The following is an 18,285-nucleotide window of genomic DNA, read 5'->3' as shown; positions in this document are numbered from 1 at the left end:
TGGTCTTGTTTTCTTTTTGTCCTACGAAATTCGAAACTTCATCAAAATAATCCATTTTTTCCCTATCCCATAGGAGGAAATCGCGCGGTAAAATTAGAAATCTATTACGGAGATCAGGCCAGTTATAAAACGGTTTAGTGAACAGGGGAGTATCTTAGGATGCTGGAATATTGGGCAAAGAATTAAAATTGGGCTAAATTAACACCCTGGATGGGTTTCATTAGCATAGTTCTTTTGTTCTGGACATTCAGTACTGCCGACGCGATGTTCTGGGCATGTCGTGAAAGGGTTGCCGAAGGGTGACGAGGCTTAACGGACGAAACCGTGTTTTGGATCAATATTATTCTTGTTTGGCTGGCTTTCCTCATTTTCGGGCTCTCGTAAATATCGGCTTTGGCTTGTTAATTGTCATTTTTAGCCTGATGAATTGTGCCACCCATATTTATACAGGCGTTAAATATAGAGAATGGAATCCGGGTCTGGTCATGGCAAGCCTCCAGTTTATCGCATCTACTTACGGTGCATATATAATTACGGCTAAAGGCATTTCCCATCCCTTGATCTGGTGGATTAGCTCGGTTATATTTTCGATCCTAGTTCATGCCATCCTATTTAAGTTCGTGATGAATAAGAAATAGGTTGAATCTATGGTAAAAACGGCTTCGATATGTTCTCGGAGTAAGCTAGTTGCTGCGTGAGCGCGACAATTGCTTCAGCCATGGGAAAACGATATTCATGTTAACAAAAAAGGGGAATGAAACAACAGCATGCACGATACAATCATTGCCACATACGAGGATGGAACGGTAACGGCGGATGAGTTTAATAAATATATTGGATTTCTTCGCCTAATGAATCATGAGTACAAGTACGACAATCAAACTTCGGAATACATACGGATGCACCTCAGAACGTATATCGGCTATAAAGTATTGACTGCTCGCTTGGGCAGGGTATCGGATGATGAAGTCAGAAAAAAAGTCGAAGTACACGTGAACTCGTTCTATGCGTACTTGAATAGAGCGATTGAGTCGGACTCCACGCTAAGAAAGCAGATGGAGCAGGAGGAGCTATCCGAATCGGACATCAAGTATTACTTTCGTCTGATGACTTCAGTCAGGGAGACCATAGAATACAAGATTACGGATGAGGCATTAAAGGCGAATTTCGAAGAAACCAAGGCGGATTACAACATCGTTACGTTGCGCCACATTCTGATCAACACAACAGACCCGTCGACGGGTGAAAAGCTCTGTACTGAGGAAGAAGCGCTTGATCGCGCACAGGAAGTGAAGAGAATGCTCGATGCGGGCGGTGATTGGACTGCTCTTGCAAAGGAATATTCCGACGATCCTGCCACCAAAGACGACGGGGGACTCTATGTAGGGCAAACGGTGGGCAGCTTTGTAACGGAGTTCAAGGATGCAGCCAACAAGCAAGAAGTTGGTAAGATTGGCGATCCGTTGAAGCTGCATTATAGCTTCCATGTCATCAAAGTCGAGAAGCGTGAGGATATGACGTATCATAGGTTGACCGAAAACCAGAAGATAGAGATTAGACAGCTGCTCGCATCCGAAGTGATAGAGAAGTTTATGTCTGATGAGCTGGAAGAACGGATCACAAAGATAGATTTGCCATAGGACTTGATTAGAGAAGGAGTGTGAGGGATAGGGATGAGAATGACGCAAAAAGAGATGTTGAATATTGTACAATCACAACTTGCTATCGACCTGAATTGCTCCATCGATGATCTGAACAGCGGAGAGGACAGCATTATATTTGTTGAAGCTAAAGAAAATCCCGGTTGCAGGCCATTCCCGAGGAAAGCGCGTTATTTCGAAATATGATCTATGGGGAAATCCATTTCAGCAATTAGGGTATTTTCCGGCATGGGTGTCAGATTGGCGATGCAATTTTGAAGGATTTGAGCAATAGGCCTGAAGAACAACGTTCTTTTTAGCCGTTCGAAACCGATACAACGTCTCATTTGTTATAGCTTAGAATTATAACTAGCTATAACTTATAGGTAGAGTCCTATAGCCAACTCGATATGCTATCTTACTTATATCAAATATCTACGATATGAGGAGATAATCTAATGAACGCACAAACCGAGCCTAGACAACGCACCGTTACTCCGTTCCGATATGATATTGTTGGCAGCTTCCTGCGCCCCCAAGCGCTCAAAGCGGCCCGATTGCAATTCCAGAACGGCGAAATTTCCTCCGATCAATTGAAAGACGTGGAAGACGCCGAGATCGTCAAGTTGGTACAGAAGCAAAAAGAGGTTGGACTCAAAGCCGTAACTGACGGTGAGTTTCGGCGTTCCTGGTGGCATCTGGACTTCTTCTGGGGATTCGACGGCGTAGAGAGGGCGCTCATTGACCAAGGCTACCAATTTAACGGAGCGCAGTCCAGACCCGAAACGGCCCGGCTAACCGGCAAAATCGGCTACAGCAGCCATCCGTTCGTATCCCATTTCGCCTTCTTGAAAGGAATTGCGGGAGAGGACGTCGCGGCGCGTCAATCGATCCCCGCAGCCGCACAGCTCCTGTTCGAGCTGGACAGAGCGGAAAATCAGGAGAGCACGAAGGCGATCTATCCGAATCGGGAAGAGCTCGTCTCCGATATTGCCAAAGCGTACAAAGCTTCCATTCTCGCATTGTATGAAGCGGGCTGCCGAAGCCTTCAAATCGACGATTGCACATGGGGAGCGCTTTGCGACACTCAGTTTATGGCGATAATGGAGCAGATCGGCGTGAACGTTGTCGAATACGCGGAAGAGTTCGCGAAGCTGAACAAAGAAGTCGTTTCCGGCCTTCCAAGCGATCTAGTCGTCACGACTCACGTATGCCGCGGCAACTATGTTTCAACTTATGCAGGTGTGGGCGGAGGTTACGAGCCTATCGCGCAAACGCTTCTCGCCATCGATAACTACTCCGCTTTCTATTTGGAGTACGATACCGATCGCGCCGGCGATTTTAAGCCTCTTCGTTTCTTGAAGGATGATCAGCAGGTCGTGCTAGGCTTGTTCTCTTCCAAATTCGGCGAGCTCGAGAGCAAAGATGATATTCTGAAGCGAATTGAAGAAGCAGCGCAATATGTCGATCCGGACCGGATTTGCTTGAGCCCGCAATGCGGCTTCGCTTCCACCGAGGAAGGCAATCATTTGACAGAGGAACAGCAGTGGCGCAAGCTTGCATTCATTAAAGAAATCGCAGAAGAAGTTTGGAGCGATTAATTGATATATAGATAGTCGGCCAGCAGGCCTAATAGACCGCGTCGATCGCGGTCTATTTTTTTTGTGTAGCGATAGTTTCCTGGTCATGGAAACTGTTGACAACACAAACGTATGTTCGATAACATAGAGGGGAATAAGCCATTGGAGGTAGAGGATAGAGATGACCGCACGGTGTGCATGGGTGAATGACGACCCTCTGTATATGGACTATCATGACCTTGAATGGGGAGTGCCGGTCCATGATGATAATAGGTGGTTCGAATTTCTTGTTCTGGAAGGTGCGCAAGCTGGGCTCAGTTGGTACACCGTTCTAAGAAAACGCGAGGGTTACCGCCGAGCTTTCGATCACTTCGATCCGAAGAAGGTAGCGCGCTACGACGAACAGAAGATAGTTGAGCTTATCGGGAACGAAGATATCATCCGGAACCAGCAGAAGATTCGATCGGCGATTAACAATGCCCGATGCTTTGTGAATATTCAAGAACAATTCGGAAGCTTCGATACATATATCTGGACCTTTGTCGGCGGTAAACCGATTAGGAATCTATGGCAGGACAGAAGCGAGGTTCCGGTATCCACTCCACAATCCGACGCAATGAGCAAGGACTTGAAGAAGCGAGGCTTCACCTTCGTAGGCACGACGATTTGTTATGCGTTGATGCAAGCCTGCGGGATGGTCTTCGATCACACGTCAGACTGCGACTTCCGGCATAGCCATTGATGTTGACACGACACCAAACGGTGTCTTATAATTTAAATGTCACCAAATGGTGTCCGATTATGGGAGGGGTCATTTGATTACATAGGAGAGGGTGTTGTGGGCGATAACAAACCGTTGCGGGACGTGTTCGACGCGATTGCAGATCCTACCAGGCGCCGGCTGATCCATCTCCTCTCGAAAGCGCAGGAGCTGCCCCTTCATGAGCTGGCGGTGCAATTTCAGATGGGCAGGACGGCGGTTTCCAAGCATTTGACCATACTGAAGGAGGCCGGGTTAGTCACGGACCGGAAGGTAGGCAGAGAGACGCGGTTCCGGCTGAACGCCGAGCCGCTAATAGAAGTGCAGAACTGGATAGCCTTCTACAGCAAGTTCTGGAGTGCCAATATGCTGCGATTAAACCTAATAGTAGAGGAGGAAGAAGATTGAGTTTAGCTTTAGCTTTGGATTTTGAATACAAGACAACGATCGAGAAGCTATGGTCCGCCTTAACAGATTCGAACAAGCTGGCCAAGTGGGTGCTCCCGAACGATTTCAAGCCGAGCGTCGGGCACAAGTTCCAGTTCCGGGCCGAGCCGAATGCATATTGGGACGGCATTATTGACGGGGAAGTGCTGGTCGTGGACCCGCCGAGCCGGTTATCGTATACTTGGGCAGTCGGAGACGAGAAGCATACGGTCGTCTGGACGCTGCAAGACTTGGGGGACGGCAAGGTAAACCTTCATCTCGATCAAACCGGGTTCTCGAATCCGCATGGGCTGGCAGGCGCCAAGCATGGCTGGACGAACTGGAGCGGCGAGCTCGAGAAGCTGCTTGCGGAATAATTAATACCATTAACAAAACGATTGAAGGGATGTTACCATGAACGAATCCAATCAGGAATATATCGTGCTGTCGGGCGCGAGGGAAAACAATCTTAAAAACGTTTCTTTGCGCATTCCGAAACGGAAGATTACGATCTTCACCGGAGTTTCCGGGTCCGGCAAGTCCTCGATCGTCTTCGATACGATCGCAGCGGAATCCACGCGTCTGCTGAACGAAAACTTCAGCATGTTCGTGCGCAATTTTCTGCCGAAGGTGCCTCAGCCGGACACGGACGCGATCGAGAATCTGAGCATGGCCGTCATTGTGGACCAGAAACGGCTGGGCGGAGGTTCCCATTCGACGATGGGCACGATTACCGATATTGCGCCCATTCTCCGTTTGCTGTTCTCCCGTGTGGGCAAGCCTCACGTCGGACCTGTGAACATGTTTTCGTTCAACGATCCGCAAGGCATGTGTCCCGAATGCAGCGGGATCGGCCGCAAGCTGGGCGTTGATATGGCCAAGGCGGTGGACATGTCCAAGTCGCTCAACGAGGGAGCGCTCATGCTGCCGGGCTACGGAGTGAACGACTGGGAATGGAACATGGTTATGCAATCGGGAGACTTCGATCCGGACAAGAAGCTAAGCGATTATTCGGAAGAGGAATTGAATGCGCTTCTGTACGGCAAGGCGAAGAAGGTCCAGGTGGACTTCGGCGGCAAGGCGATGAATATTACGGTCGAAGGCGTCATCGAGAAGTTTACCAACAAATACATCAAACAAGACGTAAAAGCGAAATCCGAACGCACGCAAAAGGCGGTCATGCCTTTCATAACGGAAGGCCCTTGCCCGGCCTGCCGCGGAGCGAGACTCAGCCAAGCCGCGCTGAGCTGCAAGATCAACGGCCACAACATCGCGGAATTGTCCACCATGGAGGTCGGACAACTGATCCGCGTCGTACGCGAAATCGACGACCCGGCCGCCGCGCCCGTCGTCAAGTCGCTCGCGGAGCGTCTTCAGCATCTAGTCGATATCGGACTGGACTACTTGACTCTGAACCGCGAGACGGATACGTTGTCCGGCGGCGAGTCGCAGCGGGTCAAGATGGTCAAGCATCTGAGCGGCAGTCTAGTGGATGTAACCTACATCTTCGACGAACCCAGCGTCGGCTTGCATCCCCGCGACGTTCACCGGTTGAACGAATTGCTGCAGAAGCTGCGCGACAAAGGGAACACCGTCATCGTCGTCGAGCATGATCCCGATGTCATCAAGGTGGCCGATCATATCGTCGACGTTGGACCGCATGCCGGCAGCCGCGGCGGGAACATCGTTTACGAAGGAAGCTACTCCGGCTTGCTGGAGTCGAACACGCTGACAGGCACTCATATGAAGAGGCCGCTTCAGCTGAAGTCCGAATGCCGGCAGCCATCCGGCAAGCTGCCTATCCGGAACGCCACGCTGAACAACTTGAAGGACGTGAACGTGGATATCCCGACGGGAGTGATGACGGTCGTTACGGGCGTCGCCGGCTCCGGCAAGAGTACGCTCATTAACGACATCTTCCTTAGCCAGCATCCGGACGCGATCGTTATCGACCAATCGGCGGTTGGCGTATCGACGCGCTCCAATCCTGCCACGTACACCGGCATCATGGATGATGTGCGCAAGGCCTTCGCAACCGCGAATAAAGTGAACCAAGGTTTATTCAGCTTCAACTCCAAAGGGGCTTGCGAGAACTGCCAAGGTCTTGGCGTCATCTATATGGATTTGTCCTTCCTCGACAGCGTGAAGCTGCCGTGCGAAGTGTGCGGAGGCAGACGCTTCAAGGAAGAAGTGCTCGAATATAAGCTGAACGGCAAAAACATTGCGGAAGTGCTGGAGATGACGGTCGAGCAGGCGCTGGAGTTTTTCGAGCTGAAAGAGGTCGTTCGCAAGCTTCAGGCGATGAGCGACGTGGGGCTGAACTATATTACGCTCGGCCAGCCGCTCAGCACGCTGTCCGGCGGGGAATGCCAACGCATCAAGCTGGCAAGCGAGCTTCATAAGAAGGGCAGCGTCTACGTGATGGACGAGCCGACGACCGGACTGCATATGTCGGATATCGGTCATCTGCTGGAGATCATGAACCGCCTCGTGGATGCCGGCAACACGGTGATCGTCATCGAGCACAATCTCGAAGTCATCAGTCAAGCGGACTGGATCATCGATATGGGACCGGACGGGGGCAGCAAAGGCGGCCAAGTCGTGTTCGAAGGCCTGCCAACGGATATCATTCACGCGGAGCAGTCGATTACCGGCAGATATTTGACATAAACGGAGGCTGGGGGAATGAGTTTCTTTCGCGATTTTTTGAAAATGTTCAAAAAGAGGGAAATCACGCTCATCGAAAGCTATAAAGAATCAGATAACGTGTATTCCTTTCTATTCGAGAAGGATAAGGGTGTAAGTTGGTTAGCCGGGCAGCACGGTCTGTTCAGCATCCTTCACAAAAAAATTAAAAATCCGCTTAAGCCGTTTAGCGTGGCATCCGCCCCATCGGAAAACGTGATTCGGCTGACGATGGCCATCGGCAAAGAACCAAGCGAATTTAAACAAGCGATGCTGGAATTAAAGCCGGGCATGAAAATGAACATGACTGGTCCAGTGGGGACCTTCCAGCTTGCCGATAACAGTCCCGCGGTTCTGATCGCGGGCGGAATCGGCATCACGCCCTTTCGTTCGATGTTGAAGCAGCTAGAGGCGGAAGGGAAAGGGAATGGGCAGCCCGTCCATCTGCTCTATCTGGACAGCGGCAAGTCGTATGTGTTTCAAGAAGAACTGGACGCTCTCGCCGAACATCCTTCCATCCATGTCTCCTATCTGGACTCGAGGGAGATGCTAGAGCAGGAGCTCCTTAAGCTATCTTCCCAATTTAAGGATAGTGGCAAATTCTACGTGGCAGGACCGAAATCCATGGTGGAGTCCATGGCCGCTTTCTTGCAAAAGCATCAGATTCCTAAGCGCAATATCAAAAAAGACTCCTTCTTCGGCTATTAGCCCCAAAAAGGCAGCAGCTCCATTACGGGCTTGCTGCCTTTTTTTCGCTTTCTGCGTTCAAGTGACCAGCTGCGGCGTTTTGTTCTGGTGCTGCTGCCAATAGGACGCAACCTGGTTCGAATCCGCCACCATTCCGAAATAGGTATCGACGGTTTTCAGGGTCATGTCATGCTCCTCCTGAGTGAAAGCCGCGCAGGCATCCTTGATGAGCACTATATGAAAATCCAGCATGAACCCGTCTCTGGCAGTGGATTCGACGCAAAGATTGGTGCTGACGCCCGACAGGATCAAGGTTTCGATCTTTAAGGTGTGCAGGACCGACTCCAGCCTGGTGTTAATAAAGCCGCTGTATCGATGCTTCTTCACCACGATGTCGTCCGGCTGCGGTTCAATCTCATAGAACTCCGCTCCCCAGCTTCCCGTATGACAGATCGGGTTAACGCCGTCCGGGAAGCGCGATAACCATACCTCGGAATCGGTTGCCTTCTCGTGATTCGTCTGCAAAAAAATGATCGGTACGTTATGCTGCCGAGCCGCATCTAACAAGCTTCTCAAGCCCGGCATCATCTTTTTGGCCGCGCTGACATCGCTGCCGCTTTTGGCAATCGCTCCATCCGGATGACAATAATCGTTTTGCACATCCACGACGATGACGGCCGCGTTTTTTTGATCCAGTCTCGCTTTCAACTTTTCCAACGATTTCACCCCTTTTCACGCTTATTTTCCCCGTTGGCGTTATTAGCAATCATTTGTAATTTATGTTTTTTGGGGTATACTATGGCGCGAATAGGGAAGCGAGGGATTGGATGGATCAAAGAATTCGCAAGGTGCCGTTCGGTCATGCCGATGAGCTGGATGCCCGCTCGGGGAAAGGAACGCTAGTGTATTACGACACGTTCCAGGACGTATCGGAGGAGCAGCTGGATCGCGCAGCGGCTCTCGCGGCGGAACGAGGGTTCGCGAAGCTTGTTCTCTACCCGTTGCACGAGGAGACGGCGAGACGAATGTGGAAGCGCCCGATCGAGCCGTACTACAAGCGGGAGAAGAGCTTGTTCGATTGGCGGCGGGAGAGAGAGAACGATGAAACGATCACAGTGGAGAATTGGGAAGGGAAGCGCAAGAAGTACACGCCGATCGAAGCTGCTCTCCGTCACTTGGCGGATGTGTATCCGAGGCCGATGTTCCTCTATGTATCGCCGGATACCGCTAACGCGTTCGCCTCCTTCCATTCGTTCGAAGAGTGGATCGGGAGAATCCGTCTGATCATAACCGAATCGCCTCCGGACGCGCATCCGAATCTCACGAAGTATCGACACCGCTGGGAGGTCCAAGAGAACAGCTGATGGAATCGGCTGTTCTTTTTTTGTTCAAGACGACCTTTGCGAAGAAGTCTCCCCAACAATCGGCCATTCTGGTATGATCAAACTCACGGGAACTAAAATTTGACAGGCGCAGGAGGCTGTGACCTTCGTAAACGAGGTGGCTTGTGATGAAATCCCATTCCTCCGGACGACAAGGCGGGGAGAAGACGCTCCAACGTCAATCCGCCGGCTTACGGCAAGGAAACGGGCGGGAAGCGGCGGGAGTCCAGATGGCGCCGGGGATGCAGACGTTCTATCCCATGCAGCTGATGCAGCTGCAGCAAACGATCGGAAACCTGGCGACGGGGGCCGTCATTCAGCGTATGCTCGATCCATCCACGGGCAATCGATTTCCGGTCGATTGGAGAAATTTAAACCTCCATCAGCTTCAAATGCTCGAGCAGCACGTTGCGAACGGAAGCTTGATCTACGAGCCCGGAGATCAGGACGCCCTGAACAAACGAAAGCTGCAGCTGCAGACGGGATCGATGGACGAAGAAGAAGAGGAAGTTGAAATTGAGGAGGAAGCGGACGAGATCGATGAAATCAGCGAAATCGACAGCGACTCCGAGGAAGAGGAAGAGAGTTCGTCGGAAGACGAAATGGAAGCCATGAACGTTGAAGAGTGGTACGAGCAGGATATAAGCTCTCAAGGAACGTCGGACGACGAAGAATTTAAGCCTGGAGTCAATCCGATTGTGCAGGAACTCTATTCCGCGATGGAGCCGAAGTTCAAGCAAAGCGTCGAAGATCGCGGCGGCAAGAAGCTGCCGGGCAAGAAGGTGCAAGGCGACTTTCTGGAGCAATACGTCACCAGCCACTCGAGGGATATGGATACAAGAGAGCGGGATGCCAACCAATTCGCGATGAACATTCCCGGTATCGATCATATGATGGACAGCTCCAGCCATCCGTTTGTCCAGGACAAAATGCATTTGTCCGCCCATACGGCGAAAATCGAAACGTATCGCGCGCATTACGCGAAGCGTTTTGACATGGCCAAAAAACTGCTGAAGTCGATGGCCGAAGAAGGAAAACGAGGGACGAGCATACGCGGCATGTTCGAATCGGTCGTCTCGGACGATGCCTGGATCCATAAGAACGCGGTGGAGCCGATCTTGTCCGAGGTCAATAAGCACCGGGAGTTGTATAAGAAGGCGCTGACGGACGATACGGCCGACTCGCTGCCCGATATTCTGGATAACGACGGTCTCATTCAGCAAGTAGGAAATTGTATCGCGTTCGCCGTCCCCTCCGACATATGGGAGCAGCTCTATGCGGCTTCGGAGCGCGGCGAAGTCCTGCCGGCGGAGCTGCGTTCTTATATTCGGCTCGATCTGGATACCGGAGAATTCAGACAGCTTTACGACATGCTGAGCCACGTGGCGGCTCCATGGAACGAGCGGAAGCCGAAGCAAGAAGACGATGAATACAAGGGCTAATTATACAGCTGTGAAAAAATCTCTAACCTAAAACTGGGGCTTGCCTCCCCACGCGCGGCGAGCATTTCCACTCGATTTCTGATAAGATGGGTTCGGAGGAGAGTGATCATATTGACAACCGACAAAACTACATATCCATACCGGAACCCGGATCTCCCGCTGGAAGACCGCGTCAACGATTTGATTAATCGTCTGACGATCGAGGAGAAGATCGGACTGATGCCGCAATACCAGATCGCCGTAGAACGGCTCGGCATCCAGCCTTACAAGCACGGCACGGAGGCGGCTCACGGCATGGCTTGGCTCGGCGAAGCGACAACCTATCCGCAGCCGATCGGTCTGGCCTGCACGTGGGATAAGGATTTGATGAAACGTATCGGAAGCGCGATCGGCGATGAAGCCAGGGGCTTCTACAAGCGGAATCCCGCGATTAACGGCTTGACGCTGTGGGCGCCGACGGTCGATATGGAACGGGACCCTCGCTGGGGCCGGACGGAAGAAGCGTATGGCGAGGACCCTGTGCTTGCGGGCAAGCTTACGGCCGAACTGACGAAGGGCATCCAAGGCGAGCATCCGTTCTACCTGAAGGCGGTCGCGACGCTCAAGCATTTTATAGGCAACAACAACGAGGCGGGCCGGGGGGATACTTCCGTCAGCATCGATCCGCGCAATATGCGCGAGTACTACCTGAAGGCGTTCGAAATCCCGTTCAAGGAAGGCGGCGCCCAGTCCATGATGTCCGCGTACAACGCGATCAACGGCGTGCCGGCTAACCTGAGCCGCGACGTCATCGACATCGTGAAGCGCGAGTGGGGCATGAACGGCTTCGTGGTCAGCGACGCTTTCGACGTGACGGGCACCGTAAGGGACCATCATTACGTGGAGAAGCTGCAGGAAGCGGTGGCGCGTTCGATTCGCGAGGGCGGCATTGACAGCATAACGGACGAAGCCGCCGTGGTAACGGATGCGATTCGCTTGGCGTTGGAGGAAGGCCTTCTGACCGAAAACGATCTCGATACGGCGCTTCGCAATACGTTCCGCGTCAGGTTCCGGCTTGGCGAATTCGACCCGGAGGATCGGAATCCGTACGCCAACCTGGACGAGTCGGCGATTCTTCAGCCTGCGCATGCGGAATTGGCGCGGGAAGCAGCGCAGAAGGCAATGGTTCTGCTGAAAAACGAAGGCGGAGCGCTTCCGCTGCAGGCGGACAAGCTTCGCAAGGTCGCGGTCATCGGCCCGCTCGCCGATATCGTGTACAGCGATTGGTACAGCGGCACGATGCCGTACGCCGTTACTCCGCTGCAAGGAATTAACGAGAAGCTTCAAGCGGCTGGCAAGAACGCCGAGACGGTATACGCCAGCGGTTCCGACCGCGTTCGGCTCAAGTCTGTACACAACGGGCGATATGTCAGAATCGGCGACGGGGAAAAAGGCGAGCTTGCCGCTTCCGCTCAAACGGCTGCTGACGCAGACGTCTTCGACGTGACCGATTGGGGCTGGGACAGCCATACGGCGATCGCGGAACGCAATGGCCGTTATCTGACGACCGACGATCGTGCGGTACAAGCATCGGCCAATCGGATCTGGGAATGGTTCACGAAGGAAGTGTTCATGATTCGGCGCGAGGCTTCCGATCCGTCGCTTGCAACGATCGCAACCTGGAACGACGTGCCGGTAACGGTCGACCGTCAGACGGGAGCTCTGCTCGTCGGCGACGGCAAGGCCGAAGAGACGGCCAATGCCATCAATGTGGGCGGCATAGAAGAATCCCGTCAAGACGATGAGGTTCAGGCTAAAGCCGAGCCATTCGAGCTCGAAAGCGTCACGAGCGGATTAGCGAAGGCTGTCGAAGCGGCAGCCGGCGCGGATGCGGCTATCGTATTCGTGGGCAACCATCCTCTTATCAACGGCAAAGAGACGGTGGACCGTCCTGACATTACGCTCGCGGCTTCGCAAGAAAAGCTGGTGCTCGAGGTGCTTCAAGCCAATCCGAACACGATCGTGGTCGTAGTGGGCAGCTACCCGTTCGCTTTGAATACGCTGCAGGAGAAGGTACCGGCCATTCTGTACACGTCTCATGCCGGCCAGGAGCTTGGCCATGCGATTGCGGACGCGCTGTTCGGCGATGTCAATCCTGCTGGCCGGGTGAATATGACCTGGTACAGCTCCGTCGATCAGCTGCCGCCGTTTATGGACTACGACATTATCCAAGGCGGCCGGACGTACCAATACTTCGAAGGCGCGCCTCTGTATCCATTCGGACATGGCCTTTCTTACAGCGAGTTTCGGTATGATGAGCTTCGTCTGCCGTCCGGACGTGTCGAGTCGGGTCAAGACGCGGCTGTCGATATCACCTGCCGCGTGACCAACGCTAGCGAAAGGGCAGGAGAAGAAGTCGTCCAGCTCTACGTTCGGGCCGGCGCTTCCCGCGTAAAACGTCCGCTGCTGCAGCTCGCCGACTTCCAGCGAATCGCGCTGCCTCCCGGCGAGTCGGCTGACGTGACCTTCCGCTTGCCGCTCGATGAGCTTCGGATCTGGGACGTGACCAGGGAACGCTTCTGCATCGAGAGCGGCGAATGCACCGTCTTGCTTGGCTCGTCCTCCGGCGATATCCGGCTGGAAGGCCGCCTAACGGTTGACGGAGAAACGATTCCGCCGCGCGATTTGAAGCAAGTAACGAGGGCTGTTAACTATGATACCTACGATGGCGTATACCTCGACGAGTGTGACGAGGGAGGCAGCGCGGCAGCCGTAAGCGGCGAGTCGGGATGGCTAGCCTTCGAGGATTCGGAGCTGGGCGATGGCGTGTCCGCGATCGAGCTGCGAGCGGCAAGCACGGACCATGCGGTCGTCGAAGTCCGGCTGGACGGACCTGACGGTCCCCTTGTTGGATCGTGCGCGATCCCAGCCGGAGGGAAGCAGGAATGGCGGAGCTTCACGTTCGGTCTTACTAACGCGGCCGGGCGGCGCGACGTGTACCTTTCGGCGAGAGGACCTGTTGCGGTCAGCTGGTTTAGATTGGTAAAGTAATTTAATAAATAAGACAAGTCAAAAGAGCACCCCTTCGGGAGGAACTCGGAAAACACCAGCGCGTGTAGTCCGAACCCCCCTAGGGGTGCTTTTCGTTGCGGCATGCAGCGGATATAGAGTGGGTTATTCGCGTTGTTCCCGAATAGTAATGGTGAGAGGAGGGGGCTTGATAATGGCAATGCTATCGGGACTGCGGGCACTCGGGTTTCGCACGAAGCTGCTGGCCGGCATTTCGGTTATCGTCGTCTTGACGTTTTGTATCACGGGCATCGCGACTTACCGTATCTACTTAGGACTATTCGAAGAAGAAGTAAGCGCCCAGCACCGGAAAGCGAGCGAGCAGGCTATGACGCAGCTGGAGTTCCGAATTCAGGAGCTGTACCGGATCTCGAACGCGATCGTGTTCAACAAAACGATCGAGGATGCGGTGACCGGGCTTGCGACGAACCGGATCGACACGCCCTACGAGCGATACGCGCTGCAAGAAAGCATGATCACGGAGCTGCAGCAGGTCAAGATCGACGCGCCGCAGCTGCAATCCTTGTACCTCTACGATTTGAACGGGACCAACTACTATCACGGCTTAATGAAAGAGTCTGCCGAGCCGATCGATGCATCCTTATTCGAGGAGATCCGGGGGAGAGTCGAGCAATCGAGCGGACAGCTCGTATGGATGAACAAGGCTCTTCCTAGCCGGATTGAACGAAGCGGAACCCGGGATGTCATTATCGCGTCCCGTTGGATGCGCAATAAGGAGCTAGGCATGTACGGTATGCTTGTCATGGTTATCGATGAACAATTTATATCCCGATCGTTTCGGGAGATGACGGCCGAAGGCGAGGGCCAGGTCTACCTGTTCGACCAATATAACCGGATGCTCTTTCCGAGCCCCAATCAGGCTGACCAAACGCAGCCCGATAACAGCTGGTTCACGGGACCGGCCAGCAGAATCGAGCAGGAGGGGAACAACTCCGTTTATTTCACCCGCAATGTCTCCCTGCAGCTTTCGTTCACGCTGGTCAGCCGAGTCTCCATGTCCGACTTTCTGTCTAAGAGCAGACGAATCCTAAATGTTCATGTGCTCTCGGGGCTTGTCAGCATTCTGTTGAGCGGGCTCCTGATCATGCTCCTCGGCAACCGCCTGCTTCAGCCGATGAAGGAGCTGGTGCAAGCGATGAGGGGGATAAGGGCAGGCCGCTTCGACATACGGATCCGCATTCGCTCGAGCGACGAGCTTGGCTATATCGCCGAGAGCTTTAACGCGATGGCCGCGAACGTAGAGGGGCTGATTAAGGAAGTGTATATGCGTCAGCTCAGCGAACGGGAAGCGGAGCTGAAAGCGCTTCAAGCGCAAGTAAATCCGCATTTTCTGTATAATACGCTCAATGGATTGTACTGGAAGCTGTATCTGCAGCACGATCTGGAGACGGCCGAGCTTGTCTCTTCGCTGTCCGAATTATTGAAGTATTCGCTCGCTCCGGTTTGGAAGGAGACCACGCTCCAGGAGGAAGTCCGTCAGATCCGCAACTATCTGGCTATCCAATCCGCTTTCTTGGAAAATGACTTTGAAGCGCGTATCGAGATCGACCCTGAAGCCGACGACTGTCTGACGCCCCGATTTATCTTGCAGCCGTTGGTCGAAAATGTGTTCGTTCATGCCTTCAAAGGCCAGTCCAAACCGAAGCTGCTGCTTATAAGGGCATACCGGGAGATGGATGAGGTGAAAATCGAAATCGTCGACAATGGCGCAGGCATGGAGCCGGAGAAGCTGGGGCGAGTGCTCCAGGAGGAGCAGGTGGCAAAGGAACGGCCTTCTCTTGGCGTTCGAAGCGTCATGAGACGAATCGATATTCTGTATGGCGAGCCTTACGGCCTGCGAATGACGAGTAAGCCCGGCGAAGGGACAACGATTCAGCTGCTGCTGCCCTATCGGACGTCGGCGCAAGGATTGGAGGAGCATGAATGAGAGGGAAGCTGCTGCTGGTAGAGGATCAAGCGTATTTCCGCAAAGGGCTGCGGAAGATGATCGACGAGAATGCGACGGGCTGGTCCGTCATCGGCGAAGCCGAAAACGGCGAGGAGGCGCTCGCTCTAATCGCGGAGGAGACGCCTGATTTGATCTTAACCGATATCCGGATGCCCGGGATGGACGGGATCGCTTTCGCCGAACGCGTGCGCAAGGAAGGTCTGGATTCGGAGCTGATCATCTTGACCGGCTACGAAGATTTCGCGTATGCGCAGGCGGCCGTGCGGTTCGGCGCGCTCGACTTCTTGCTGAAGCCTTGCAATGAAGCCATGCTGCTGGAAGTGCTGGAGAAAGCCTATCGCAAATATCAAGAAAAGCTGGTCAGACGCGAGCAGCTCCTGGCCGAGGAGCGAGGCCGAGAAGATGCAAGCCTGCGCGCCGCTCTGCTTCGTCTGCCTTATCACGGCCCGAAGACGAATATGGAATCGTTGACGCTGGGCCGCGCGGTGACGTTTGCCTTCGTCGACAGCTATTTCCCGAACGATAAGCCGTACAGGGCGGAGGATCTTGGTCTGCTTCAATTCGCGGTGGCGAATATAATCGCCGAGCATGCGTGCAGACAGGGGACGGACGGAAGAATCGTGGCCGTCGAATACGACCGCTACGCCATTGTTCATGAAGAGGACGGTCAGACCGAGTGGAGATCTGCCGCCGCCTCCAGCATTACCCGTTATCTCGGATTGTCGGTCACCCTTGTTGCGGCGGGCGTAATCGGCCGCTTCGCGGATTTGCCAGACTTATACGAGAAATCGTGCGGGGCTGGAGAGATCGAGCGCACGCGGCATCGACCGTCTGCCGTACCCGGGCAGATCGGAGATGCGAGCGCCTCCTGTGACGCCAAGGTGAAGGAGTGCCAGCTCGTCTTGACCATTGCGCTGGCCTCGGGCGATCCGGATCGGTTGCGGCACTCGCTTGAGGAGAGAGTTGCCAGAATCGCCGATCAAAGCTTGGAGGAGGCTAAGCTGGAAGCGCTGGCGCTCGCTATCGCGACGAAAACCGTATCGCTCCAGTCCTTCCAAATCGCCCAGGACGACCGGCTGTTCGGCGAGAGGATAAGCCGGCTGCAAGGCATACGCTCGGTGAAAGAGGCCTCGGAATGGGCTGACGGCGCCGCAAGTCGGTTTCTGCAGGCTGCCCGGCAATGGCGGGAACAAAATAATCACAATGTCATTGCGCGGCTTCAGGGCTACCTGGAGCAACATTATCCGAAATCCTGCACGTTAAACGAGATGGCGGAGCAATACCATATGAGTCCGGCCTATCTGAGCAAGCTGTTCAAGAAGGAGACCGGAGAAAATTATAGCGCATACTTGACGAAAGTAAGAATCAACAAAGCTGCGCTGCTGCTCGCGAATACCGATATGAAGGTGTTCGAGATCGCTTCCGCCGTCGGCTATGATGACCCGAATTATTTCACCAACGTATTCCGAATGCTTCATCGGATGTCGCCGAGCGATTATCGCAAGCAAAGCCGATGACGCGGGTAGACGATGGGCATAACCTTGCGAAGCTAGCTCCGACAAATAGACTTGTGGGCTGCCTCCATCGCCGGTCGGCGAGCGGGCGGCCTTTTTTGAACAAAAAATTATAGAATTCGATCCATATATTCAAGGAAGCGCTCTCAAGAATGGACTAAGATAAGAATATCGAACCATTCAAAGGGGATGATCAAGATGGCTGCCCACAGGGCCGAAGCTGTAACAGCTCGCGGGGCATCTGCGCATGGAAGAGCGAGACTGCTCAGACGTAATATTCCGCTTTACGTTATGTTTTTGCCGGGGATCGTATTTCTGCTCCTATTCAAGTATATCCCTATGGGCGGATTGGTCATTGCTTTCAAGGAATACAACATGTATGACGGCATCCTGGGCAGTCCTTGGGTCGGGATGGATAACTTCAACATGTTGTTCAATCAGATGCAGACGGTCACGATTATCAAGAACACGCTGATGCTCAGCGTTCTAAGCCTGGTTATCGGGTTCCCGGTCCCGATCGCGCTGGCGATCATGCTGAATGAAGTGCGCAAGGCTTGGTTCAAAAAATCCGTGCAAACGCTGTTGTACTTGCCTCATTTTTTCTCCTGGGTCATCGTATCCGGGATCGTTCTCGAGATCTTCTCCTTGGAATCCGGCGTGATCAATCACTGGATAACCCGATTAACCGGGGAGCCGTTCCCGTTCCTCTACGAGCCGGGTTCATGGGTTGCGATCTTCATCGGATCGGGGATCTGGAAGGAGATGGGCTTCAGCGCCATCATTTATCTAGCCGCCTTGACGACCATCGATCCCCACCAGTACGAATCCGCAAGTCTCGACGGTGCAACCAAGTGGCAGCAGATCCGCTACATTACGATTCCCGGCATCATGCCGACGATCGTATTGCTGCTCATTCTATCGGTCGGCAAAGTGATGGATGTCGGCTTCGATCCGGTCTTCATGCTTCAGAATGAGGTCGTATCGAATGTATCCAATGTCATCAGCACCTATATTTACACCTTCGGCTTGCAGCGGGCGCAGTTCAGTCTGACGACGGCCATGGGGCTGTTCGAGAATCTCGTTGGCCTTATTCTGGTGCTGACGGCAAACCAAATCGCACGAAAATTTAATCAGGAGCTTTGGTAGGAGGGA

Annotated in this window: 15 protein-coding genes; 14 read left to right on the top strand and 1 reads right to left on the bottom strand. The window is 53.5% G+C overall.

Annotated elements, in window-relative coordinates; genetic code table 11:
• Positions 1 to 299: 299 nt before the first annotated feature.
• From NQZ67_RS30680 to NQZ67_RS17230, 8 genes are all read left to right on the top strand, one after another.
• Entirely contained in the window at positions 300 to 638 is a 339-nt protein-coding gene (locus NQZ67_RS30680) for an HXXEE domain-containing protein (RefSeq protein ID WP_371825319.1), read from the top strand.
• 129 nt (positions 639 to 767) lie between these two features.
• On the top strand, positions 768 to 1,640 hold the full coding sequence (locus NQZ67_RS17260) for a peptidylprolyl isomerase (RefSeq protein ID WP_257448316.1): 873 nt from the start codon (positions 768 to 770) through the stop codon (positions 1,638 to 1,640).
• Positions 1,641 to 2,098: 458 nt separating this feature from the next.
• Positions 2,099 to 3,241 carry a 5-methyltetrahydropteroyltriglutamate--homocysteine S-methyltransferase gene (locus tag NQZ67_RS17255; protein ID WP_257448314.1) on the top strand — a complete coding sequence of 381 codons (1,143 nt, stop codon included), beginning with the start codon at positions 2,099 to 2,101 and terminating at the stop codon, positions 3,239 to 3,241.
• Between the two features lie 160 nt (positions 3,242 to 3,401).
• Positions 3,402 to 3,962 (top strand): DNA-3-methyladenine glycosylase I, encoded by a 561-nt coding sequence (locus tag NQZ67_RS17250; RefSeq protein ID WP_257448312.1) that lies wholly within the window; start codon positions 3,402 to 3,404, stop codon positions 3,960 to 3,962.
• Positions 3,963 to 4,058: 96 nt separating this feature from the next.
• Positions 4,059 to 4,388: an ArsR/SmtB family transcription factor gene (locus tag NQZ67_RS17245; RefSeq protein WP_257448310.1), complete on the top strand. Its 330-nt coding sequence runs from the start codon at positions 4,059 to 4,061 to the stop codon at positions 4,386 to 4,388.
• Positions 4,385 to 4,783, top strand: a complete 399-nt coding sequence (locus NQZ67_RS17240) for an SRPBCC family protein (RefSeq protein WP_257448308.1) — start codon at positions 4,385 to 4,387, stop codon at positions 4,781 to 4,783. The genes NQZ67_RS17245 and NQZ67_RS17240 overlap by 4 nt, the downstream gene beginning before the upstream one ends.
• Positions 4,784 to 4,820: 37 nt before the next feature.
• Positions 4,821 to 7,076: an ATP-binding cassette domain-containing protein gene (locus NQZ67_RS17235; protein WP_257448306.1), complete on the top strand. Its 2,256-nt coding sequence runs from the start codon at positions 4,821 to 4,823 to the stop codon at positions 7,074 to 7,076.
• A 15-nt stretch (positions 7,077 to 7,091) separates the two neighbouring features.
• Complete coding sequence (locus tag NQZ67_RS17230; protein ID WP_257448304.1) at positions 7,092 to 7,799, top strand: FAD-dependent oxidoreductase; 708 nt, start codon at positions 7,092 to 7,094, stop codon at positions 7,797 to 7,799.
• Positions 7,800 to 7,856: 57 nt separating this feature from the next.
• Here the strand turns inward: NQZ67_RS17230 and NQZ67_RS17225 are convergent, their stop codons facing one another.
• Positions 7,857 to 8,495: a cysteine hydrolase family protein gene (locus NQZ67_RS17225; protein ID WP_306812928.1), complete on the bottom strand. Its 639-nt coding sequence runs from the start codon at positions 8,493 to 8,495 to the stop codon at positions 7,857 to 7,859.
• A 110-nt stretch (positions 8,496 to 8,605) separates the two neighbouring features.
• On the opposite strand from NQZ67_RS17225, the gene NQZ67_RS17220 reads away from it, so the two are divergent.
• The 6 genes from NQZ67_RS17220 to NQZ67_RS17195 all read left to right on the top strand — a co-directional run bounded on the left by NQZ67_RS17220 (position 8,606) and on the right by NQZ67_RS17195 (position 18,279).
• Positions 8,606 to 9,142, top strand: a complete 537-nt coding sequence (locus NQZ67_RS17220; protein WP_257448300.1) for a hypothetical protein — start codon at positions 8,606 to 8,608, stop codon at positions 9,140 to 9,142.
• A gap of 146 nt (positions 9,143 to 9,288) precedes the next feature.
• A complete protein-coding gene (locus tag NQZ67_RS17215; RefSeq protein ID WP_257448298.1) occupies positions 9,289 to 10,602 on the top strand; it encodes a hypothetical protein in 1,314 nt (437 codons plus the stop codon).
• A gap of 111 nt (positions 10,603 to 10,713) precedes the next feature.
• Complete coding sequence (locus NQZ67_RS17210; RefSeq protein ID WP_442951242.1) at positions 10,714 to 13,632, top strand: glycoside hydrolase family 3 C-terminal domain-containing protein; 2,919 nt, start codon at positions 10,714 to 10,716, stop codon at positions 13,630 to 13,632.
• 172 nt (positions 13,633 to 13,804) lie between these two features.
• Positions 13,805 to 15,598 (top strand): cache domain-containing sensor histidine kinase, encoded by a 1,794-nt coding sequence (locus NQZ67_RS17205; protein WP_257448296.1) that lies wholly within the window; start codon positions 13,805 to 13,807, stop codon positions 15,596 to 15,598.
• A complete protein-coding gene (locus NQZ67_RS17200; protein WP_257448294.1) occupies positions 15,595 to 17,136 on the top strand; it encodes a response regulator in 1,542 nt (513 codons plus the stop codon). Before NQZ67_RS17205 ends, NQZ67_RS17200 begins: the two co-directional genes overlap by 4 nt.
• 195 nt (positions 17,137 to 17,331) lie before the next feature.
• Entirely contained in the window at positions 17,332 to 18,279 is a 948-nt protein-coding gene (locus tag NQZ67_RS17195) for an ABC transporter permease (protein ID WP_371825318.1), read from the top strand.
• The last annotated feature ends 6 nt before the right edge of the window (positions 18,280 to 18,285 follow it).

The sequence above is a fragment of the Paenibacillus soyae genome, assembly GCF_024623455.1.
Lineage (GTDB): Bacteria > Bacillota > Bacilli > Paenibacillales > Paenibacillaceae > Pristimantibacillus > Pristimantibacillus soyae.
Note: the sequence above shows the minus strand (reverse complement) of the source record. Positions and strands in the feature narration are given on the sequence as shown.